At 54.1% G+C, this 18,097-nt stretch carries 19 protein-coding genes and 1 pseudogene; 10 read left to right on the top strand and 10 right to left on the bottom strand.

The window, feature by feature from the left end; genetic code table 11:
* Nucleotides 1-9: 9 nt before the first annotated feature.
* From NVIE_RS04290 to NVIE_RS04285, 3 genes are all read right to left on the bottom strand, one after another.
* The gene (locus NVIE_RS04290; protein WP_075054182.1) at nucleotides 10-204 is read right to left on the bottom strand and encodes a hypothetical protein; all 195 of its coding nucleotides are present in this window, start codon (nucleotides 202-204) and stop codon (nucleotides 10-12) included.
* Between the two features lie 220 nt (nucleotides 205-424).
* Nucleotides 425-571, bottom strand: a complete 147-nt coding sequence (locus tag NVIE_RS15260; protein WP_158435085.1) for a hypothetical protein — start codon at nucleotides 569-571, stop codon at nucleotides 425-427.
* A gap of 144 nt (nucleotides 572-715) precedes the next feature.
* Nucleotides 716-1,552 (bottom strand): hypothetical protein, encoded by an 837-nt coding sequence (locus tag NVIE_RS04285; RefSeq protein ID WP_144239483.1) that lies wholly within the window; start codon nucleotides 1,550-1,552, stop codon nucleotides 716-718.
* A gap of 149 nt (nucleotides 1,553-1,701) precedes the next feature.
* On the opposite strand from NVIE_RS04285, the gene NVIE_RS04280 reads away from it, so the two are divergent.
* The 7 genes from NVIE_RS04280 to NVIE_RS04250 are packed head-to-tail and all read left to right on the top strand — an operon-like array spanning nucleotide 1,702 to nucleotide 6,588.
* Nucleotides 1,702-2,604, top strand: coding sequence for a formyltetrahydrofolate deformylase (locus NVIE_RS04280; RefSeq protein ID WP_075054180.1), 903 nt, complete (start codon nucleotides 1,702-1,704; stop codon nucleotides 2,602-2,604).
* Nucleotides 2,605-2,636: 32 nt separating this feature from the next.
* Entirely contained in the window at nucleotides 2,637-3,347 is a 711-nt protein-coding gene (locus NVIE_RS04275; protein ID WP_084790614.1) for a creatininase family protein, read from the top strand.
* A 54-nt stretch (nucleotides 3,348-3,401) separates the two neighbouring features.
* Complete coding sequence (locus tag NVIE_RS04270; RefSeq protein WP_015019730.1) at nucleotides 3,402-3,632, top strand: LSM domain-containing protein; 231 nt, start codon at nucleotides 3,402-3,404, stop codon at nucleotides 3,630-3,632.
* A gap of 21 nt (nucleotides 3,633-3,653) precedes the next feature.
* Nucleotides 3,654-3,824: a 50S ribosomal protein L37e gene (locus NVIE_RS04265; RefSeq protein ID WP_075054179.1), complete on the top strand. Its 171-nt coding sequence runs from the start codon at nucleotides 3,654-3,656 to the stop codon at nucleotides 3,822-3,824.
* 37 nt (nucleotides 3,825-3,861) lie between these two features.
* Nucleotides 3,862-4,452: a hypothetical protein gene (locus NVIE_RS04260; RefSeq protein ID WP_075054178.1), complete on the top strand. Its 591-nt coding sequence runs from the start codon at nucleotides 3,862-3,864 to the stop codon at nucleotides 4,450-4,452.
* A gap of 38 nt (nucleotides 4,453-4,490) precedes the next feature.
* Nucleotides 4,491-5,705, top strand: coding sequence for an asparagine synthase C-terminal domain-containing protein (locus NVIE_RS04255; protein WP_075054177.1), 1,215 nt, complete (start codon nucleotides 4,491-4,493; stop codon nucleotides 5,703-5,705).
* A 49-nt stretch (nucleotides 5,706-5,754) separates the two neighbouring features.
* Complete coding sequence (locus NVIE_RS04250) at nucleotides 5,755-6,588, top strand: glycosyltransferase family A protein (RefSeq protein WP_075054176.1); 834 nt, start codon at nucleotides 5,755-5,757, stop codon at nucleotides 6,586-6,588.
* Between the two features lie 2 nt (nucleotides 6,589-6,590).
* On the opposite strand, the gene NVIE_RS04245 is transcribed toward NVIE_RS04250, so the two are convergent.
* Nucleotides 6,591-7,052: a hypothetical protein gene (locus tag NVIE_RS04245; RefSeq protein WP_075054175.1), complete on the bottom strand. Its 462-nt coding sequence runs from the start codon at nucleotides 7,050-7,052 to the stop codon at nucleotides 6,591-6,593.
* A 104-nt stretch (nucleotides 7,053-7,156) separates the two neighbouring features.
* Here NVIE_RS04245 and NVIE_RS04240 point away from each other — a divergent pair, with 104 nt between their 5' ends.
* On the top strand, nucleotides 7,157-8,020 hold the full coding sequence (locus NVIE_RS04240; protein ID WP_075054174.1) for a bifunctional 5,10-methylenetetrahydrofolate dehydrogenase/5,10-methenyltetrahydrofolate cyclohydrolase: 864 nt from the start codon (nucleotides 7,157-7,159) through the stop codon (nucleotides 8,018-8,020).
* Nucleotides 7,918-8,580 carry a 5-formyltetrahydrofolate cyclo-ligase gene (locus NVIE_RS04235; protein ID WP_075054173.1) on the top strand — a complete coding sequence of 221 codons (663 nt, stop codon included), beginning with the start codon at nucleotides 7,918-7,920 and terminating at the stop codon, nucleotides 8,578-8,580. The genes NVIE_RS04240 and NVIE_RS04235 overlap by 103 nt, the downstream gene beginning before the upstream one ends.
* Here the strand turns inward: NVIE_RS04235 and purD are convergent.
* Complete coding sequence (gene purD, locus NVIE_RS04230) at nucleotides 8,577-9,878, bottom strand: phosphoribosylamine--glycine ligase (protein ID WP_075054172.1); 1,302 nt, start codon at nucleotides 9,876-9,878, stop codon at nucleotides 8,577-8,579. The genes NVIE_RS04235 and purD overlap by 4 nt on opposite strands.
* A 34-nt stretch (nucleotides 9,879-9,912) precedes the next feature.
* On the bottom strand, nucleotides 9,913-10,221 hold the full coding sequence (locus tag NVIE_RS04225; protein WP_075054171.1) for a hypothetical protein: 309 nt from the start codon (nucleotides 10,219-10,221) through the stop codon (nucleotides 9,913-9,915).
* Between the two features lie 52 nt (nucleotides 10,222-10,273).
* Between NVIE_RS04225 and NVIE_RS04220 the strand changes: the two genes are divergently transcribed.
* Nucleotides 10,274-11,038 carry a metallophosphoesterase gene (locus tag NVIE_RS04220; RefSeq protein WP_075054170.1) on the top strand — a complete coding sequence of 255 codons (765 nt, stop codon included), beginning with the start codon at nucleotides 10,274-10,276 and terminating at the stop codon, nucleotides 11,036-11,038.
* Between the two features lie 16 nt (nucleotides 11,039-11,054).
* Here the strand turns inward: NVIE_RS04220 and NVIE_RS04215 are convergent, their stop codons facing one another.
* The 4 genes and pseudogenes from NVIE_RS04215 to NVIE_RS04200 all read right to left on the bottom strand — a co-directional run bounded on the left by NVIE_RS04215 (nucleotide 11,055) and on the right by NVIE_RS04200 (nucleotide 17,942).
* A complete protein-coding gene (locus NVIE_RS04215) occupies nucleotides 11,055-12,092 on the bottom strand; it encodes a radical SAM/SPASM domain-containing protein (RefSeq protein WP_075054169.1) in 1,038 nt (345 codons plus the stop codon).
* A 338-nt stretch (nucleotides 12,093-12,430) separates the two neighbouring features.
* A pseudogene (gene carB, locus NVIE_RS04210) lies at nucleotides 12,431-15,703 on the bottom strand (carbamoyl-phosphate synthase (glutamine-hydrolyzing) large subunit).
* A gap of 4 nt (nucleotides 15,704-15,707) precedes the next feature.
* On the bottom strand, nucleotides 15,708-16,934 hold the full coding sequence (carA, locus tag NVIE_RS04205) for a glutamine-hydrolyzing carbamoyl-phosphate synthase small subunit (protein WP_075054168.1): 1,227 nt from the start codon (nucleotides 16,932-16,934) through the stop codon (nucleotides 15,708-15,710).
* A gap of 228 nt (nucleotides 16,935-17,162) precedes the next feature.
* Nucleotides 17,163-17,942: an MEDS domain-containing protein gene (locus tag NVIE_RS04200; RefSeq protein WP_158435084.1), complete on the bottom strand. Its 780-nt coding sequence runs from the start codon at nucleotides 17,940-17,942 to the stop codon at nucleotides 17,163-17,165.
* Nucleotides 17,943-18,097: the final 155 nt, after the last annotated feature.

The raw sequence follows: 18,097 nt of genomic DNA, 5'->3' as shown, positions 1-18,097 counted from the left end.
AATATACTTTTAGTTCGGCTTGCACTGGTTGCGGTCCTTGTGCTCGTGGTAGTGGGCCTGGCAAAAGTCGTTTCCGCACTCGTAGCAGTGCCAGCCGGAAAGGGTATAGCAGACGACGCACTTGCCTATCGGCTTGTTATAGTCATAGTCTTTTCTTGAGCTCTTTGGCGGTTGCTGCTTTTGGGGTTTCTGTGGTGGCCTCATATCTGCTCAAAGTTTTGGGGTTTTGGCGGGTGGAAAATGCATTAGCTAGGGAACCTCAAAAGCACTTGCCTTTACGCAAGCCTCAACGTACAACAGGCTCAATTCCCCCTACCGTTATTTAAGGTTGATGTATCGAGAGTGTTGTCTTGCAACCGACGGCAAAATCAACAGCTATCAATATTAACAAACTAACTCTTGCCAAACAGCTTGCGGTGTTTTTCTACAAGGCATGCAACCTGTAGTGGAAATCCTCCAGTTGATGTAACGACAGGTTCATATTTCGCACGGCTCTAACATTTACTCCAAGCGCCTTGAGCTTGTAGTAGATTTCTGCAGTCCCTTCCTTTTCACTGGACGGGTGGGCCATTATTATTAGCTCAACTCTGACCCCGCAGATCCCTGTGCATGAGCATGCATTCCTGTGCGCAGACAGGGCGATGAAACCTGCAGGTCGCCCTCCTCCTCATCTTCATCCTTTGAGACGGCGCTTGCATCAAGCACCCTGCTGTTTTTATGGCTGCTGCCGTGTGCGGGGAGTGCATGCATATCCTATCTTGGAATATACGATATAGGGCTGGTCAGTTATGACGTGGTCGTGGGCAAGCACCACGTTCGCAAAGTCCCGGCTGGCTTCATCCATGCTGTAGGAGCAAAGAAAAGATCTGTTCCTTCCATTCACACCGCCGGCCCTCCTGCGCACGTGGCGGCCCTGTGCTGCATGGTCTTTCGATGATGATGGCGGTGGATAATAATGATATTGATGCTTGCAGGATGTCAGATTGCAATAGGTCCTGCCGCCTGCAGTTATGTTGCCGTCGCCGTCATACTTGATTATTGAACCAAAACCGCCTGCTGATGCTGTAGTGGTAGTGGTTGTATTCACGAGCCTGCCGGCGTTTACAGGCTGGAAAAACGAGCCAAGTATCTCCTGCTTGCTTTTGTAGCTGCTGTGGACAAAGACCGCATATCCGTCCCGGAGGTTGCGGACGAACCGGAGCGCCTCGATCTTGTGGGTCAGGTGGATTATCTCTGCGGTGGTGAGAGAATTGTCCAGGTGCGGAAGGCTCCTCAGCAGGTTTGCCCTGATCTCGTGCATGAACACCTCTGATCCGTATCCAAACGTCTGGCTTATTGCCCTCGATATGAGGTCATACCTCGTCAAAACTATGTGCCTTGGGAGCCTGTGCATTGCCGAGAGGTGGTTGATGAGGAGGCCGGCGCACGACTCTCCAAGAAGCTCAAACGCTCTGGTTATGGCGTCATGCACCATGTCGCTGACCATTGTGCGCGGCCTGTATCCCGCATCCAGCAGCGACCTGTGGATGCTATCATTATCAACCTCTATCATGTCTACGCACATACACGCATGCACACACACTACAGTAGAATCTCACCTCGTGTAGGGTAAAAAGCGCCTGTTTGTTCACCTGTACGAGCTTGCCCTTGTCATTATATATGTAAGATTTATTTATCATGCCAAGGCGCTATCTGTCTTGGATGGTTGCCGCTGCTGCAGCAAGCAAGACGATAATCGAAGTCACCGTCGTGGGCAAGGACCGCAAAGGGGTCGTGGCCGACATTACCAACTTTATCTTCCAGAACGGCGGCAACATCGAGAAGATAAACCAGAACGTGGTGCGCGGCCTGTTTGGCATGCAGCTGGAGGCGTCGTTTGTGCAGGCAAAGAGGAAGGATCTCGACGCCGGCCTCAAGGACCTTGCCAAGAAGCTCCAGATGGAGATAAAAGTCCACTACCAGGAACCGGACAGGCTGAGAAACGTGGCGATCCTTGTCAGCAAAGAGCCGCACTGCATAAAGAGGATACTCGCCGGCCGCAAAAAGGGCGAGATAAAGGCCAACCTTGCAGTCGTGATTGGAAGCGAGCCTTCGCTCAAGCCGGTTGCCGACGAGGCAGGAATCCCGTTCCACTCTGTATCCCACGCCGACCAGGCCGAGGCGGAGCGAAACATCCTCGACCTCATTGAAAAGTACAATGTCGACCTGATAGTGCTTGCGCGCTATATGCGCATCCTCACGCCAAACTTTGTCTGGCGCTACCCAAACCGCATAATCAACATACACCCGTCGCTCCTGCCTGCGTTCCCCGGCGCCTACGCGTACGTCCAGGCGTACGAGAGGGGGGCCAAGATAGTTGGGTGCACGGCGCATTTTGTCACCGAAGACCTCGACCAGGGCCCCATAATATGCCAGGAATCGTTCAAGGTCTCAGACAGCGACACACTTGACACCATAAAGAAAAAGGGCCAGGAGCTCGAGGCAGAGACGCTCTTTGAGGCAGTCAGGCTGTACCTTGAGGGCCGCCTTGAGGTGTACTGGGGCAAGGTCCTCGTGCACGACAAGTCGCCCCGGGGAAAGGCGACGGCGACGACAAGTTCTTAACGCCGGCACCGTGCTTTTACCTAAATATACATATGTCCGTCTATGGCATGAGCGACCCGCAGTTCTGGAGCGCGCTCAAAAAGACAAAAAGGGCGATAATCCCTGTCGGCTCGCTGGAGCAGCACGGCCCCCACCTGCCGGTGTCCACCGACGCGCTCATCGCAGAGCACGTCTCAAAACTGGTCGCGCAAAAGGTGGGCGCGCTGGTGCTTCCTGCCATAGCCTACGGAGTCTCGTTTGAGCACGACCCGATGTTTCACGTGTCGCTGCGCAACTCTACCCTGTCAGCGCTGGTGTGCGACGCATGCGCGGCCCTCGCCGGGCACGGCGTCAAGGAGGTTGTCGTGATAAACGGCCACCACGGCAACATTGGCGCTCTGCAGTACATTGCCCAGGACCTTGCCGGCAGAATTCCTGACAACGTCTCTGTTCATGTGCTGCATTACTGGCACCAGATGAAAAATGACGAGCTGGGCCACGCCGGAGAGGTCGAGACGTCGCTCGTCCTTGCCATCGCGCCCGAGCTGGTCAGGATGGAAAAGGCGCAGGCAGGCGCAATAAAGCCGACGAAATCAAAGGCCGCCTACGCAAGCATCGCAAACTCGCCCGGCTCGTTTGTAAAAATGACAGGCAATGGCGTGTGGGGAGACCCGAAAAAGGCGTCTGCTGAAACTGGGCAGCGCCTGCTGAAGGAAATAACAGCCGGCCTTGCCAGGACGATTTCCGAACTTGCTGCTGATTAAACGCGTGCGAATTTTAATATATGGCATTTAGGCGCCTTACCCTAGGTAAATCGCATGTCCGTTGATATGGCAGTTAAGGTTCTCGACGAGAGCCTTGGAAAAGTCGTGCTTATCAAGTTGAAAGGTGGCAAGGTCATCAGGGGAAACCTCCACGGCTTTGACCAGCACATGAACCTGTTGCTCGAAGACTCTGTGGAAATCCTTGAGGAGGGCAAGTCCAATGACCTCGGAACTATTGTCGTGAGGGGCGACAACGTGGTCATCATATCTCCGCCTCCAAAGTAGAGAGAGGGTGCGTGAAAGAAAGTGACGAAAGGCACAACTTCGATGGGTAATTTTACCCGCAAAAAGACCCACATACGCTGCAGAAGGTGCGGCCACAACTCGTACCACAAGCGCCACAAGCGCTGTTCAAAGTGCGGCTACCCTGAAGCCACGATGCGCAAATACACCTGGATAAAGCGCCAGGTGCTCTAGCAAAGCTTTTCTGTAAGCTCTGCTAACTTTTGTAGGAATGTCCGGCGAGCTAGCCGTCATTGCAGGCTCTTCTGTGGCAGGCGCCATTTCAGCTGCCCTTATCGACAGGGTGGCAGCAGCAAAGGCGAAAAAGCCAAAGAAAGAGGAACCGCAAAAGAGGACTGCAAGCGACGCCAAGGCGGAACTTGCTTCTCTCGTGTTTGAAAAAACGCTGGCCGCAGAGGCGATAACCCGCGTCTACGAGGCCGCGCAGGACGGCAGGATAGACCGCCTTGAGCGCGACCGCCTGCTTGTGAAATACAAGCACGACCTCGACGCCCTCAACGAAAGGATAGCAACCACAAAGCCGGTGGCAGAATACTCTGAACTTGCCGACATGCGCAACAACCTTGCGTCACTCCTTGAAAACAAAATCTCTGCCCTTGACCAGAAACTTGCAGAGATGTCAAAGGCCGGCTCGGCGCCGGTGGTGATAGAGCGCGTGCAGGTTATTCCCATACCGGAAAAGGTTCGCGACGACTCTGAAAAGAAGCAGTTCAAGGCGGAGGAAAAGAGCATCGAGCAGCTGCAGAAGGAGATAGTCCAGGCGCTGACGCGCCTTGAACAGGTCGAGCTTGACAAGGATTGACTGACTAAAATAAATAAGGATGGTGCTATTCTCAGGCAGTGCCTGCAGCTGTAGACTATGACGCAATAGCAAACATTCTCACGCTGCGTTACAACCCTCGCAGGTCTCCGCCCAAAAGGCCGCTTGCCGCATCCGATTTTGTGCCTGCCAAGGCCGACAACAACAACGTGGAATCGCAGGCATTGAAAATCATCGAGGGCGACCTTGCGCGCGTCAGGGAAAAACGCGTCTCGGTGCTCCTGAGCGGCGGCGTGGATTCAGTCCTCACGCTTGCCATGCTGAGAAAATTCCGGCCTGACATCAACGTCTCGTGCGTCAGCATGGGGTTTGGAGAAGATGATGACGAGGTGTCGGCGGCGCGAAATATTGCAGGAATATATGGCTGCGATTTTCGCGGGCTTGTTCTGGACGACGTCTTGATCGGCCTGCCGAGGCTTGTAAAAATCGCAGGGGAGCCACGGTGGAACCTGTACCAGGCGTACGCGTTTGAGGCGTGCAGGGAAAAGACAATATTTTCCGGCGACGGGGGCGACGAGCTGTTTGCCGGCTATACATTTCGGTACCAAAAGTACCTCTCGTTTTTGCCGGAAAAAGCCGGGTGGAAGGAAAAGGCAAGGCTCTACGTGTCGTGCCACGAGCGGGACTGGGTGCCGGACCAGGAGAAGGTCTTTGGTCCAAAGGTCAGGTTCTCGTGGGACAGGATCTACGGGCTCTTGAAGCATCATTTCAATAACAGCAGACTCGCACCGCTTGACCAGGTGTTTCTTGCAGACTGGAACGGCAAGCTGCTGTTTGACTGGCTGCCAGCCAACTTGGCGTTTTCAAAAGCGTTTGGAATCAAGATCCAGTCGCTCTTTCTTTCAGGCCGCATGACAAAATTTGCCACGCACCTGCCCTGGCAGGTAAAATATGACCCCCAGTCTGCCACGGGCAAGCTGCCTTTGCGCGCCATACTAAAGGGCGAGCGCCTACACATGGAACCTGTCAAGAAGGGCTTTTCCGCAAACTCTATCTCGCTGTGGAAAAAGAGGGACCAAGAAATCACAAAACAGTACGTCAACAACAGCGGGGATTCAGAGGTGGTCAGGGCCGGCATCATAAGCGGCGACTGGGTGCAAAAAACGACCGAAAAGCTACTGGCGCAGGAAGAGCCGGACGTGCGCTATGTCAACAAGATGCTGGCTCTGCTTGCCCTTGAAGTGTGGTGGCGGCTCTTTGTCAGCAAGACCATGAAGGGAAGCGAGAAGCTCTAGCAGACAGGAATTAATTTATTTATTCAAACATTGCATAATCTCCTGCGCCTTGAGTTCGTATTTTGTTATAGTGACGTGCAGAAACTCTGAGAACAACATCGAGGAGGCGCTGCTTTCGCTTAAGGCCCAGACAGTCTCGCCATCTTACGTCATCGTGATAGACGACGGCTCCAAGGACCGGACGGCCGACATACTGCGGCAGCTGCAGTCGGGCTGGCCTTCCCTGCATGTAATCACGAACCCTGACCTCGGCTACAACATCGCAAGGGTGGTGAGCAACTGGAACAAGGCCATCCAGTACGCGCGGGATCACCGCCTGCCTCCTGCAGATTACCACATGATAAGCACTGACGACACGGTCTACGAGCGCGACTATGCTGAAAAAATGATGCGCCACATGGACGCGGATAAAAAGATAGCAATCGCGTCGGGCAACTATGAAGACAAAGACGCTATCGCCCCGCATGGCGGCGGCAGGTTTGTCAGGACAGAGTTTTTCGACAGGCACCACGGCCTGTACCCTGAAAAGATGGGCTACGAGTCGCTTGTTCTCTACTCTGCGACGCGACACGGCTATGCTTTCAAGGTATTCAATGACGTTAGGTTTGAGCACACACGCCCACTCGGCAAGAACCACCACTTTTACGAGTTTGGCGCAAGCATGCGGACGCTTGGATACCACCCGCTCTTTGCGCTGGGCAGGTTCTTCCTGTACTTCGCAAGCGGAAAACCGACGGGCCGGCTTGGCGCGATATACATGCTCTACTACTATTTGTCGTACAAGCCAAAGGACACCGGCTACGACAGCATGCACGACCGCGAGATAAGGCAGTACATACGCGACTATCAGTTTGCGCGTATAAAGAGAAAGCTTGGCGTCTAGCGCTAGGGGGAAGAAGAAGGAGGAGGGGGAGCCTGGCGCTTTAGGATGTCCTCGAGATAGTGGGTCATGAGCGTGTCTTTCTTTTGTCTCTTTAGTATGGCTTCGAGGAATTCCTTGACCTGACGCGTCTCTTCCGGCGTCGCCTTGCCTTCTATAAGGCGGATCTGGTACATGGATATCCATGCCCATACCCAGTTCTCCTTGAGGAGCGCCTCGTTTTCCACCGCATACTGCTTCTTTCGATGCCAATAGCCTATGGCAACTGCAGTCGGTATGTACACTATGACAAATACAACCGCCCATGTTCCCATGCTTGGGAACACTGTCTTTAGTACGTCAAAACGCTCTATCGCAAGGGTGTAGGTGATGACTACGAACTGGAAAAACGCCATGGCAAAGATGAGGTAGGTGCTGTGGCCGTTCCTGAAATCCAGCCAGCGCCTCTGGAAAAATTGGCCGTTCATTATTGACTCTCTTTAACTTGGCAAATCTTATTAATTTAGTTTGTCATTTTTCTTGCAAAGAATCGGAAAAGCAAAATAGCGCCCGGCCTTTTCTCTGTCTCTGCTTGGTGGCGCAGATAATAAGCGGGCTTGCTGTCGCTCAGGACGTCAAAGAACGAGTGAAAAAGGCAGTCGAGGATCTAAAGGCTTCTGGGATCACCCCGTGCCTTGCAACAGTGCTCGTAGGCGACGACCCTGCATCTGCTACGTACGTCAACAGCAAGCAAAAGACCGCAAAGGAGCTTGGCATCGCCACCCGGGACCATCGCCTTGCCGCAACCTTCAAGCAGCACGAGCTCCTGGAGCTTGTGCAGCTCTTGAACAACGACCCGGAGGTGCACGGCATACTGGTGCAGCTGCCCCTGCCAAAACACATTGACGAGTTTGCGATAATAAACACAATCAGCCCGCTAAAGGACGTCGACGGTCTGACCCCGTACAGCGCCGGCATGCTCCAGAATGGCATGGCGTTGCTAAAGCCATGCACGCCTTCCGGCGTGATGGAGCTTTTCGACTATTACAAGATAACACTTGAGGGCAAGGACGCCGTGATAATCAACAGGAGCAACCTGGTGGGCAAGCCGCTCGTGTTCATGCTCCTTGAACGCAACGCCACCGTGACCGTCTGCCATTCAAGGACCAAGGAACTTGCCGCGCGCCTGAGGCAGGCCGACATCATCATAACCGCGGTCGGAAACCGGGAGCGCTTTACCCTTACCGCAGACATGGTCAAGGAAGGCGCAGTCGTCATTGACGTTGCGACGAGCAGGATAAGCGGCAAGCTCGCCGGCGACGCCGACTTTGAAGCGGTAAAGCAAAAGGCGTCGTGGATAACGCCCGTCCCCGGGGGCGTGGGCCCTATGACGATAGCGATGCTCATGAAAAACACCGTCTCTGCGGCATCGGTCTTGCGAGGGGCATCTGGCTGAACGACACGCGCAAGGAAAAGCAAAGGATCCGCCGCGCGGCCCTTGCAAGGCGCGACGCCCTTGCACCCCTGGATATAGAGCAGCAGAGCGTGCTGGTACAGGAAAGCGCCGTCCAGAGCAAGGAGTTTGAAAAGGCGCAGGTGGTGGGCGCATACTATCCCAAGGGCTCCGAAGTCCGCACCGCCCTCCTGATAGGCATCGCAAAGGAGCAGGGCAAGAAGGTGGCGCTTCCAAGGACCGAGGGCAACGACATGCGCTTGTACGAGTACGAGCCGGCCGACAAGCTTGTCCCGGGCAAGTTCGGCATAATGGAGCCGGCGCCAAAGAAGAGGCTTGTTGAACGCGTAGACCTGCTGCTTGTCCCCGGCGTGGCGTTTGACCGCAAGGGGTGCAGGATAGGCTACGGCAAGGGCTATTACGACCGTTTCATCTCGGAGGGCGGGGCGTCGTTTTCCATGGGCCTTGCCTACTCTATACAGATAGTGGATGAACTTCCACGCGGTAGGTTTGACAGAAAGCTGGGCGCTCTTGCCACCGAAAACGGGTTGCTGTACTTTTAAAGTGCCCGCCTTGCAATGTCGGTCCTGTAATAGTGGCCGTTTTCGCCCCAGCGTATCTTCCTGACTGCCGAGTATGCGTTTTCTATCGCGTGCCTTGCGTCCTTGCCTGCCGCCGTGACGCCGAGGACCCTGCCGCCGTTTGTCACTGTCCTGCCCTGCGCGTCCCTTGCAGTTCCCGCGTGGAAAACCATCGTGTCCGGTCCAAAGTCGCCAAGGCCCTCTATGACTTCTCCTTTCTTGTAGCTGCCCGGATATCCGCGAGAAGCCATGATGACGCACACGGCCGTCTTGTCGTGCCACTCTATCGCAGGCATCGAGGCGAGCCTGCCATCCACAGCGGCGTCGATGTACTCGTAGAGGTCTGACTTCATGCGCATCATTATGGGCTGGCACTCGGGGTCGCCCATTCTCGTGTTGAATTCAAGCACGTACGGCTCGCCCGTCTTTTCGTCGACCATGATGCCTGCGTACAGAAAGCCGGTAAAGGGCGTGCCCCTTACATTCATCTCTTTTAGCGCAGGCTCCATCACGCGCTTGACTATCTTTTCATGCAATGCGCTGTCGACCACCGGCGCAGGCGAGTACGCGCCCATGCCTCCAGTGTTTGGGCCCTTGTCGCCGTCAAAGACCCGCTTGTGGTCCTGGCTTGACGCAAGCGGCATGATTGTCTTGCCGTCGCACAGCGCGATGAACGATGCTTCTTCGCCCGACAGCCTCTCCTCGATTACTACCTTGCCGCCGGCTGCCGCTCCAAACTCTTTTGCGACCATTATCTTGTCTACTGCCTCCATCGCCTGCTGGGCGCTATCGCATACAATGACGCCCTTGCCTGCCGCAAGGCCGTCTGCCTTGACCACGAGCGGCCTGTTTTGTTTAGAGATGTAGTCCTTGGCCTTTTGCGCGTCGGAAAACGTCGCAAAAGCCGCAGTGGGGATGCCTGCCTTTTGCATGAACTCTTTGGCAAACACCTTGCTTGTCTCAAGCATTGCGGCCTGCTTTTTGGGGCCAAAAAGGCGCAGGCCCTCATTTGCAAAGGCGTCTGCGATGCCAAGCGAAAGCGACTCTTCAGGACCTACGACTGTCAGGCAATGGTCCCTGCCCTGCTTTTTTGCAAACGCCACCAGCTTGTCAATCTCGTTCTGCTTGATGTCTATATTTTCAGACGTACCGCCGTTTCCAGGCGCAAAATACACCTTTTTCACCCGGGGGCTCTGGGCAAGCTTCCACCCGAGCGCGTGCTCCCTCCCGCCGGAACCTATCACTATGACGGTTGTCGTTGCAGTTGCTGCAGCAGGCACAGCACGGGTAACTGAGATTGGATGTAATAAATGATTAGCGCAAGAGCTGGCTGGCGCTGTCTTGTGCAAGCGCCTGCAGAAAAGCGGTGTATTCGTCGTCTGAAAATTCAAACGCCACAAACTTGTCGTCCAGCATTGCCTTGTGCACGCTTTTCAGGTGGTAGCACGGCTCGCCCTTTGTGAGCGAGGAAAAGTAAAAGTCCTTGCAGGAGCAAAAGCCAAGCTCGGGGTCGGTCCAGTACTCGCTGTCCCTGCCCACCACGATCCACAGCCTGCGGCCGCTTGGCGCAAACCTGAGCAGCTTGACGCTCCCTGATTCCACCGCGGTGTCGATCCTCGACATGCCCTTTCTCTCTAGTGTGGTTTATGTGCGAGTCGAGATATAAAACACTGACGTGAAGGTTCGCCCGCTCCACCCGCATGCAGCGCTCCTTGTAGAGGATGATGACAAAGACAAGCGCTATGTGGTGGTATCAGACCTGCACATAGGGCTGGAGGCGGAGCTTGGCGCAAAGGGCATAACGGTGCAGTCAAGCCTGATGCGCGAGATGCAGGACGAATTGTTGTCGCTCCTGTCAAAGGAAAAGGCTGACGGCCTGATACTCCTTGGCGACATAAAAAACACCGTGGGCGCAATCAGCAAGCAGGAATGGGACGACGTGCCTGCCTTTTTCAAGAGCCTGTCGTCTGCGGCAGACGTTTACCTCGTGCCGGGAAACCACGACGGAAACATCAGGCACCTCGTCCCTGACAGCGTCAACGTTGCGGCAAGCAAGGGCATGGTAATTGGCGACACGCTTTTCGTGCACGGCCACAGCATGCCCTCCGGTACGCGCTCGCACGTGCGCAGGATTGTCATGGGCCACGTCCACCCAGTCTTTCTCAAAAAGGGGAGCGTGGTAAACGGCGAGCGGGTATGGATATCAATCCAGGCAAAAAAAGAGACGCTCTTTTCCTCAGAGCAGGGCGCCATCGACATCGTTGTCGTTCCAAGTTTCAACAGGTACCTGTACTCTTCGGGCGAACGAGGATACTACCGCAAGTCCACTTCGCCAATAACGTCGCGCATAATGGACGCCAAAGCAGTCGAGCGGTGCATGGTGATAACGCTGGACGGCTCTATCGTGGGCGACGAGTCCGTGCTTGAAAGCGTGCTCTAGATAGGTACGCACATTGTCAGCTGATGTTCCGGATGCATTGCAGGCCAGTCGCAATGTTCTGGGAGGACAGCCATATGCACGTAAGGTGCTCGCATTCATGGCACCCCTTCAGATTCTCCCACTCTGGCATGTTCCATATCTCCTCTATGTCATGCTCAAGGATGTTGTACGATTGAGTTGGAACCGCCAGTTTCCAGCATGGGACGCGTACAGAGCCGTCAGCCAGCACCGTGAGGCCCTTCCATACACCGCACTCCTTGAACATGGGTCTCCCAAAATCTACTATTTGTTTCCAGTACAGCGCAGGAACTCCTATGCGCGGCGCTTCGTGCGTACTCCTGTACCTCAGGATTCCCTGCGCGACCTTGCGAATAGTTTCCGTGTCTGGCGACAAAGTCTCGTGTGCGACGCCCACTCTGTCTTCAACCAGCGTCGGCGTCACAAGGCCGATCCCGAATTCCTTGTGGATGCGATCAAAATACTCGCCAGTTATGAACTCGTCTGCATTCCATTTTGTAATGACTGCATTTACATACCTGTTGATGTTGTGCTCGTCAAGCATCTGCAAATTGCTCATCACCCTGTCGTGGACTTCTGGCGGCACTCCTCTTATTCTGCAGTAAGAATCCTTGAAGGTAGAGTCGATGCTCAGGCAGAATTTATCAACGTTCTGCCGGAGGACATCGACATCGAAATTATGAAGGAGCGAGCCGTTTGTTACCACCGTGACCGGCAGGTGGATGTTTCTCAGGTGCTGGACGAGCTCGATGAAGTCCTGCCGCGAAGTCGGCTCGCCGCCTTCCATGAACGACCATATGCAATACCTTGCGGCTTTGGTCATTGCTCCCTTCCACTGTTCAGTGCTCATGTTGTGCTCTGCCGCAAGCTTTAGCTGCCTGGCCTTGTCCGGGTCGCCAAAAGGGCACATGGGGCACATAAAGTTGCAGTAGTGCGTCATGGAAAAAACGGCCGCCAGGGGAAGCTTTCGCCTCTGCGCTCTGCTAAATGACCAGTTGGCAATGATTTTGAGCGTCCTGCCTGCTTCAAGTGGCATGTTTGTGCTTCAAGATTTCCTGTGAGGAAAAATCGTGGGCCAAATATTTAACATTTTTAAAATTTACCTCGCGATTAAGAGAAAAGTATAATGTTAGTGGCGGAAATTATGTGTAATTTATATACAATCAAAGTATTGTTTTATTGAATACAAAGAAAATCAGATGCGACCGGATATACGCAACGACACCCTTCTAACCACCGAAACCGCAAGAGATATTGGACAATAAACCCGCCAGGTTAGGTTTCATGATGCTGAAATGGCGGAGAAAAACAAACTGGATGATCTACCCCTAAAAAAACACTTCAATGCAAGAAAAGAAACAAGAACCCTGAAACTCAGAGTTTAGCGTAATTGCCAAGGGGCCCAAGCGTCGGCGTATTTGCGCGCAGCCACTCTAGCGTCTTGATAAATGAGCTTGCCGACTCGACTGTGGTGAGCACCGGGACTCCCATCTCTACCGCCTTTCTGCGTATCAGGTACTCGTCCTGCAGCATGCCGACATACTTTTCAAGCGTCGACGTTGCCGGTATGTTGATTATAAAGTCCAGTTTTCTTTCATAGAGCATGTCGGCGATGTTGGGCTTGCGGCCCGGCTCGCTTATCTTGTGCACCAGTTCCACGTCCTTGACGTTGTTGTTCTCCATGAACTCGGCCGTGTGCTCGGTTGCAAGGATCTTGTAGTTCATCGATGCAAGCATCGATATTAGCGGCAGCAGTTTTTCCTTGTTCTTTTGGCCGCCGATGGTTATCAGCACCGAGCCAGCAAGCGGAAGCGAATACCCAGCCGCCATGTACGCCTTTGACAGCGCGTCATAGAACGTGTTGCCAAAGCACGCAACTTCGCCTGTCGACTGCATCTCCACTCCAAGGACGATGTCCGAGCCTTCAAGCTGCATGAACGAGAACTGCGGGACCTTGACCCCGAAGCCGGGAGCCTTGAGCCACAGGTCCTTTGCTTTTGCCGGGAGCGGCTTGCCAAGCATCGCCTTTGCGGCAAGGTTGATGATGTTGACACCGGCAAACTTTGACACAAAGGGCATCGAGCGGGAAGCCCTCACGTTTGCCTCTATGACAAGCACCTGCTCGTCCTTGACGAGGTACTGGATATTTAATGGTCCTTTGACGTTTAGCGCCCTGCCTATCTTGACCGAATAATCTGTTATTGTCTCCATGATGTGCCTGTCAAGCCTCCAAGGCGGTATGCTCATCATTGCGTCGCCCGAGTGCACGCCTGCGTTGTCGATGTGCTCGATTATCGCGCCAATGAGCACGTCCTTGCCGTCAGACACCGCGTCGACTTCAACTTCTGCCGCGTCCTGCAGGAACTTGCTGATGACCACGGGATGCTCGGGGTTGACGTTCGTGGCGTCGGTCAAAAAGCGCTGCAGCTGCTGCTCGGCCCACACCACCTTCATGGCCACGCCGGAAAGCACGTACGACGGCCTGACAAGCACCGGATAGCCTACGGTCTCGGCAAACTCTTTGGCCTCTGCAAGGTGCGTAAACTGCCTCCACGCTGGCTGCTTTATGCCCAGAGTGTCGAGGAGCTGGCCGAACTTGGCGCGGTCCTCCGCCCTGTCGACGTCCTCGCTACTCGTGCCGATTATCTTTATGCCATTCTTTGCCAGTTTTGGGGTCAGGTTGTTTGCCGTCTGGCCTCCGACGCAAGTCACGATGCCCGTTGGATGCTCCTTGTCGCATATGTCAAGCACGCGCTCCAGCGTCAGCTCTTCAAAGTACAGCCTGTCGCAGATGTCATAGTCTGTCGATACCGTCTCGGGGTTGCAGTTGATGACTGATATCTCCTTGACGCCGTTTTCCTTCAAGCCCCACACCATGTTGACCGTGCCCCAGTCAAACTCGACGCTGCTTCCAATCCTGTACGGGCCGGCGCCGAGGACTACCATCCTGCTGTTGTTCTTGGTATCCTTCTTGATTATTACATCGTCTTCATTGCCGCCATAGGTGAGGTAGAGGTAGTTGGTCTTGGCAGGCCACTCTGCCGCAAGCGTGTCTATCTGCTTGACTGCCGGCTTTATCCCGAATTTTTCGCGCATTGCGCGCACCTGCATCTCGTCGGTGCCAAGGCACCTGCCGATCTGCTTGTCTGAAAAGCCAATCTTTTTTGCGTCCCTGACCATGTCGCCGTCAAAGCTGCCCGCCTTTTTCAGCTTCTCTTCCATGTCGACGATGTTCTTTATCTTTGTCAGGAACCACGGGTCTATGGCCGACAGCTGGTAGATGCGCTCGATGCTCATTCCTGCCTTCATGGCCCGAACGACGTTGTAGATTATCTCGTCGCTTGGCTGCAAGAGAGATTGCTCGATGCGCTCGATGTCCTCTTCCTTCTGCGCGTCGTTTCCGTTTGCCACAAGGCCATCCTTGCCTGTGGCAGACATCCTGATTGCCTTCTGCAGGACTTCCTCAAAGTTGCGGCCAATCGCCATCACCTCGCCGACTGACTTCATGGCGCTTCCAAGCTTGCGCTTGACAAGCTCAAACTTGCTGAAATCCCACCGGGGCATCTTTAGAACGCAATAGTCAAGCGAAGGCTCAAAGCATGCTGTCGTTACCTTGGTTATCCTGTTGAGCAGTTCCGGAAGTGAATATCCTAGGCCGATTTTTGCAGCCATGTACGCAAGCGGGTAGCCGGTGGCCTTGCTTGCAAGCGCCGACGACCTTGAAAGCCTGGCGTTTATTTCAATTGCTGTGTACTGCTCTGACGTCGGGTCGAGGGCGAACTGGATGTTGCACTCGCCAACGATTCCGCAGTAGCCCGTCGCGCGGATGGCCGCCGAGCGCAGCATGTGGTATTCATAGTTGTTGAGCGTCTGCGACGGCGCAATAACGATGTTGTCGCCGGTGTGCACGCGCATCGCAAGCACGTTTTCCATGTTGCAGACGATGACGCTGTTTCCGTGGTAGTCGCGCATCACCTCGTACTCGACCTGCTTCCAGTGGCCCACGTACTTTTCGATGAGCACCTGGTGCACCATGCTGAGGTTGAGCCCGCGCTGCGCAATCTCTTGCAGCTCCAGCTCGTTGTACGCGACCCCGCCTCCACGCCCTCCAAGCGTGTACGCGACCCTGATTATGACCGGATATTCTAGCTCTTTTGCCGCCTTGAGCGCGTCCTGGATGGAATTGACCGCGTAGCTCTTGAGCACAGGCACGTCGCTTTTTACCATCGCGTCTTTGAACAGCTGCCTGTCCTCGGTGATCTCGATGCCCTTTATCTGGGTGCCAAGCACGCGCATCCCGTACTTTTCAAGTATGCCCTGCTCGTGCAGCGCGACCCCGCAGTTGAGCGCTGTCTGGCCGCCAAACCCGAGCATTATCGAGTCTGGCTTTTCCTCCTTTATCACCTGCTCGACGTACTGCGTGTTTATGGGGACGGGGTACACCTTGTCTGCAAAGCGGGTGTCGGTCTGAATCGTTGCGATGTTGGGGTTTATGAGTACGCTCTTGACTCCTTCCTCTGCTAGGGCTTTGAGGCATTGGGAACCGGAGTAGTCGAATTTGCGGCCAGGCCTTTTACAGCTTTACTGGCTCTCGCCTGCTTCTCCGATCTTTATTGCCCCACTTCCAAGCACGAGGACTTTTTTTATCGATTCATCTCTTGGCGACTTTTCTCCCCTCCTTCTTTTTTCTCGCTGCTGCTGCTTTTTTCTTGACTGCCTTTTTCCCGGGCTTTTCTTTTTCCTTCTTTTCTCTTGGCTTGACGCCGTCAGTTATCCTGCCGCCGGCGTCGATTATCTGCTTGAACCTGTCAAACACGAACATGCAGTCGTATGGCCCCGGCGACGCCTCCGGGTGGAACTGCACCGCTATCACCGGCTTGCTTGCGTGCTCGATTCCCTCCACCGTGTCGTCGTCGGCGTTTGCAAACCACACCTTAAAGCCAGTGCCGTCGAGGCTCTCCGGGTCGATGCCGTAGCCGTGGTTCTGGCTGGTGACGTACGACTGCATGTTGCGCAGGTCCACGCAGGGCTTGTTCTGCCCCCTGTGGCCGAATTTCAGCTTGTAAGTGTCAGCACCCCCTGCAAGCGCAAGGATCTGGTTGCCAAGGCATATCCCGAGCGTCGGGGTCGACGTCTTTATCAATTTCGTTGCCGTCTTTATCGTGCTTGTGCAGACCTTGGGGTCGCCCGGCCCGTTGCTGATGACAACTCCTTTTGGGTTGTACGACATTATCTGCTCGTACGGCGCGTCCCACGGCATGCGCACGACGCGGTAGCCGGTGCGGATTATGTTGCGGATGATGCTGTATTTCGTGCCGGTGTCAAGGAGCACGACGCAAGGTTTGTCTTTGTCGCCGTACTCTTGCGGCCTGGGAGTCGAGACCTCTGGCATAAAGTTGAGGCCCTCGTATTTTGCTCCTGAGACAAGCTTTCTCATCCTGGAGTCGTCCACCGGCCCCTTGTCCGACACCGCTATTGCGCCCATCATGACGCCGTGCACGCGCAGCTTTTTTGTGAGCTCGCGCGTGTCGATGCCGTATATGCCGGGTATCTTTTGCTCGTACAGCCACTGGTCAAGCGTCTTGACGCAGCTCCAGTGGCTTGCAACGTCTGATAAATCGTGAATCAGCAGCGCCTTGGCCTGAATCCTGTCAGACTCGAAGAATTTTGGAAGCCCGTATTCGTCCTTGACGTCAAAGCTTGGCACGCCATAGTTGCCGACAAGGGGGTACGTCATGCACAGGATCTGCCCGCGGTACGACGGGTCGGTCAGGGTCTCTGTGTAGCCGACCATGCCCGTGTTGAAAACGACTTCGCCTGCTATCTCTGACGGGTAGCCAAAACCGATCCCGGCAAAAACAGTGCCGTCTTCCAGCATCAGCTTGGCTGCATAGCCCGTGTAGGTCTGTTGAAGTGTCGGAATTTTTTGACCCTCACCAACTGTTTAGATATGGAAATTTAAGTTTTGCTTTGGTCGGGCCGCGCCTCGATAGCATGCATGTAACGATGAATGCCAAATCTTGGTAGCTTTGCAGGCTAGAAGCGATGAGCCCGTAAACACACAGCCATAGAGATGCGCCATCGACATGATGACGATCAAGCGGTCCTATCGATCTTGTTGCTCTGAAAAACCTCTTTTTAGCCGTTCCATGATTAACTTTGTGGCGTCTGTTCCAAACAGCGCTTCTAATACCGCGTGAATTTCATCCAGAAAATAAGACTCGTTGCTGGACAGGTCAACGCCGCGACGTTTCAGTTCATCCGCCAGTAATTCTGTCACTGCCCCGCCCACAAGGGTTTCTATTTTCGTCAACTCTTCTCTTAACCGCAGAGCCGCTATTGGCTTTTGGTTTGCGCCTGAGCCATGTGTGGAGCCTGCAGGTGAACCTAGAACAACATCGTGGGTTTGAATGATCCTGTTTTTCTCATGGTCAAATGGGAATGTTCCCATGAGTGATTTCTGGAACAGGCAAAGTGTCGTTATGACCTGGAATCGACTGGCTTGCCACCAAGATTCTATCATGAAACATTCATCGAAATGTTTATTCTTGAACAGGTATCCGGTCGCATCACCTACATACCTTACCTTCATGTCTTTCTTGTGTTTGAGTATCTTTTCGAGTTCTTCCTGCACTTTTTTGTAAGGCGTCAAATCCTGCTTTAGCGTGGCATCATAGAATGGAACGAAATCTATGATCATCAAATTTCCCGCCTTGACGTTTTGCTCGTAATTTGTAATTCTGCAAGACATCGCCTTGAAGTATTCTTTGTCTGCTGCTACACGCATCGTGCCATAAATGCAAAGCTGGCCGCCTGCCAGACCTTCGTTGATAAAACGGATGATTTCATCGTCGCGCTGCTGCTCGCTGTCATAAAAGAGTGCCATGTGCCTGCACTCTTGAAAAGTAAAATACATGCTTCTTCTTTGCTTGCAAGACGAAGAATAAGTAGAAAAACATATCTGGTGTCCACGACTGGCACAGGCTTGTTACTTTTAATCATACAAGGCCATAAGGGTATGGCAGGACTGATGACGATGGC

The organism is Nitrososphaera viennensis EN76 (genome assembly GCF_000698785.1).
Classification (GTDB): domain Archaea; phylum Thermoproteota; class Nitrososphaeria; order Nitrososphaerales; family Nitrososphaeraceae; genus Nitrososphaera; species Nitrososphaera viennensis.
Note: the sequence above shows the minus strand (reverse complement) of the source record. Positions and strands in the feature narration are given on the sequence as shown.

Bases quoted from the DNA above. Each gene is read 5' to 3' on its own strand.
- NVIE_RS04290 (WP_075054182.1), bottom strand. From the start codon at position 204: ATGAGGCCACCACAGAAACCCCAAAAGCAGCAACCGCCAAAGAGCTCA.
- NVIE_RS15260 (WP_158435085.1), bottom strand. From the start codon at position 571: ATGGCCCACCCGTCCAGTGAAAAGGAAGGGACTGCAGAAATCTACTAC.
- NVIE_RS04285 (WP_144239483.1), bottom strand. From the start codon at position 1,552: ATGATAGAGGTTGATAATGATAGCATCCACAGGTCGCTGCTGGATGCG.
- NVIE_RS04280 (WP_075054180.1), top strand. From the start codon at position 1,702: ATGGTTGCCGCTGCTGCAGCAAGCAAGACGATAATCGAAGTCACCGTC.
- NVIE_RS04275 (WP_084790614.1), top strand. From the start codon at position 2,637: ATGTCCGTCTATGGCATGAGCGACCCGCAGTTCTGGAGCGCGCTCAAA.
- NVIE_RS04270 (WP_015019730.1), top strand. From the start codon at position 3,402: ATGTCCGTTGATATGGCAGTTAAGGTTCTCGACGAGAGCCTTGGAAAA.
- NVIE_RS04260 (WP_075054178.1), top strand. From the start codon at position 3,862: ATGTCCGGCGAGCTAGCCGTCATTGCAGGCTCTTCTGTGGCAGGCGCC.
- NVIE_RS04245 (WP_075054175.1), bottom strand. From the start codon at position 7,052: ATGAACGGCCAATTTTTCCAGAGGCGCTGGCTGGATTTCAGGAACGGC.
- NVIE_RS04225 (WP_075054171.1), bottom strand. From the start codon at position 10,221: ATGTCGAGGATCGACACCGCGGTGGAATCAGGGAGCGTCAAGCTGCTC.
- NVIE_RS04215 (WP_075054169.1), bottom strand. From the start codon at position 12,092: ATGCCACTTGAAGCAGGCAGGACGCTCAAAATCATTGCCAACTGGTCA.
- carA (WP_075054168.1), bottom strand. From the start codon at position 16,934: ATGCTGGAAGACGGCACTGTTTTTGCCGGGATCGGTTTTGGCTACCCG.
- NVIE_RS04200 (WP_158435084.1), bottom strand. From the start codon at position 17,942: ATGGCACTCTTTTATGACAGCGAGCAGCAGCGCGACGATGAAATCATC.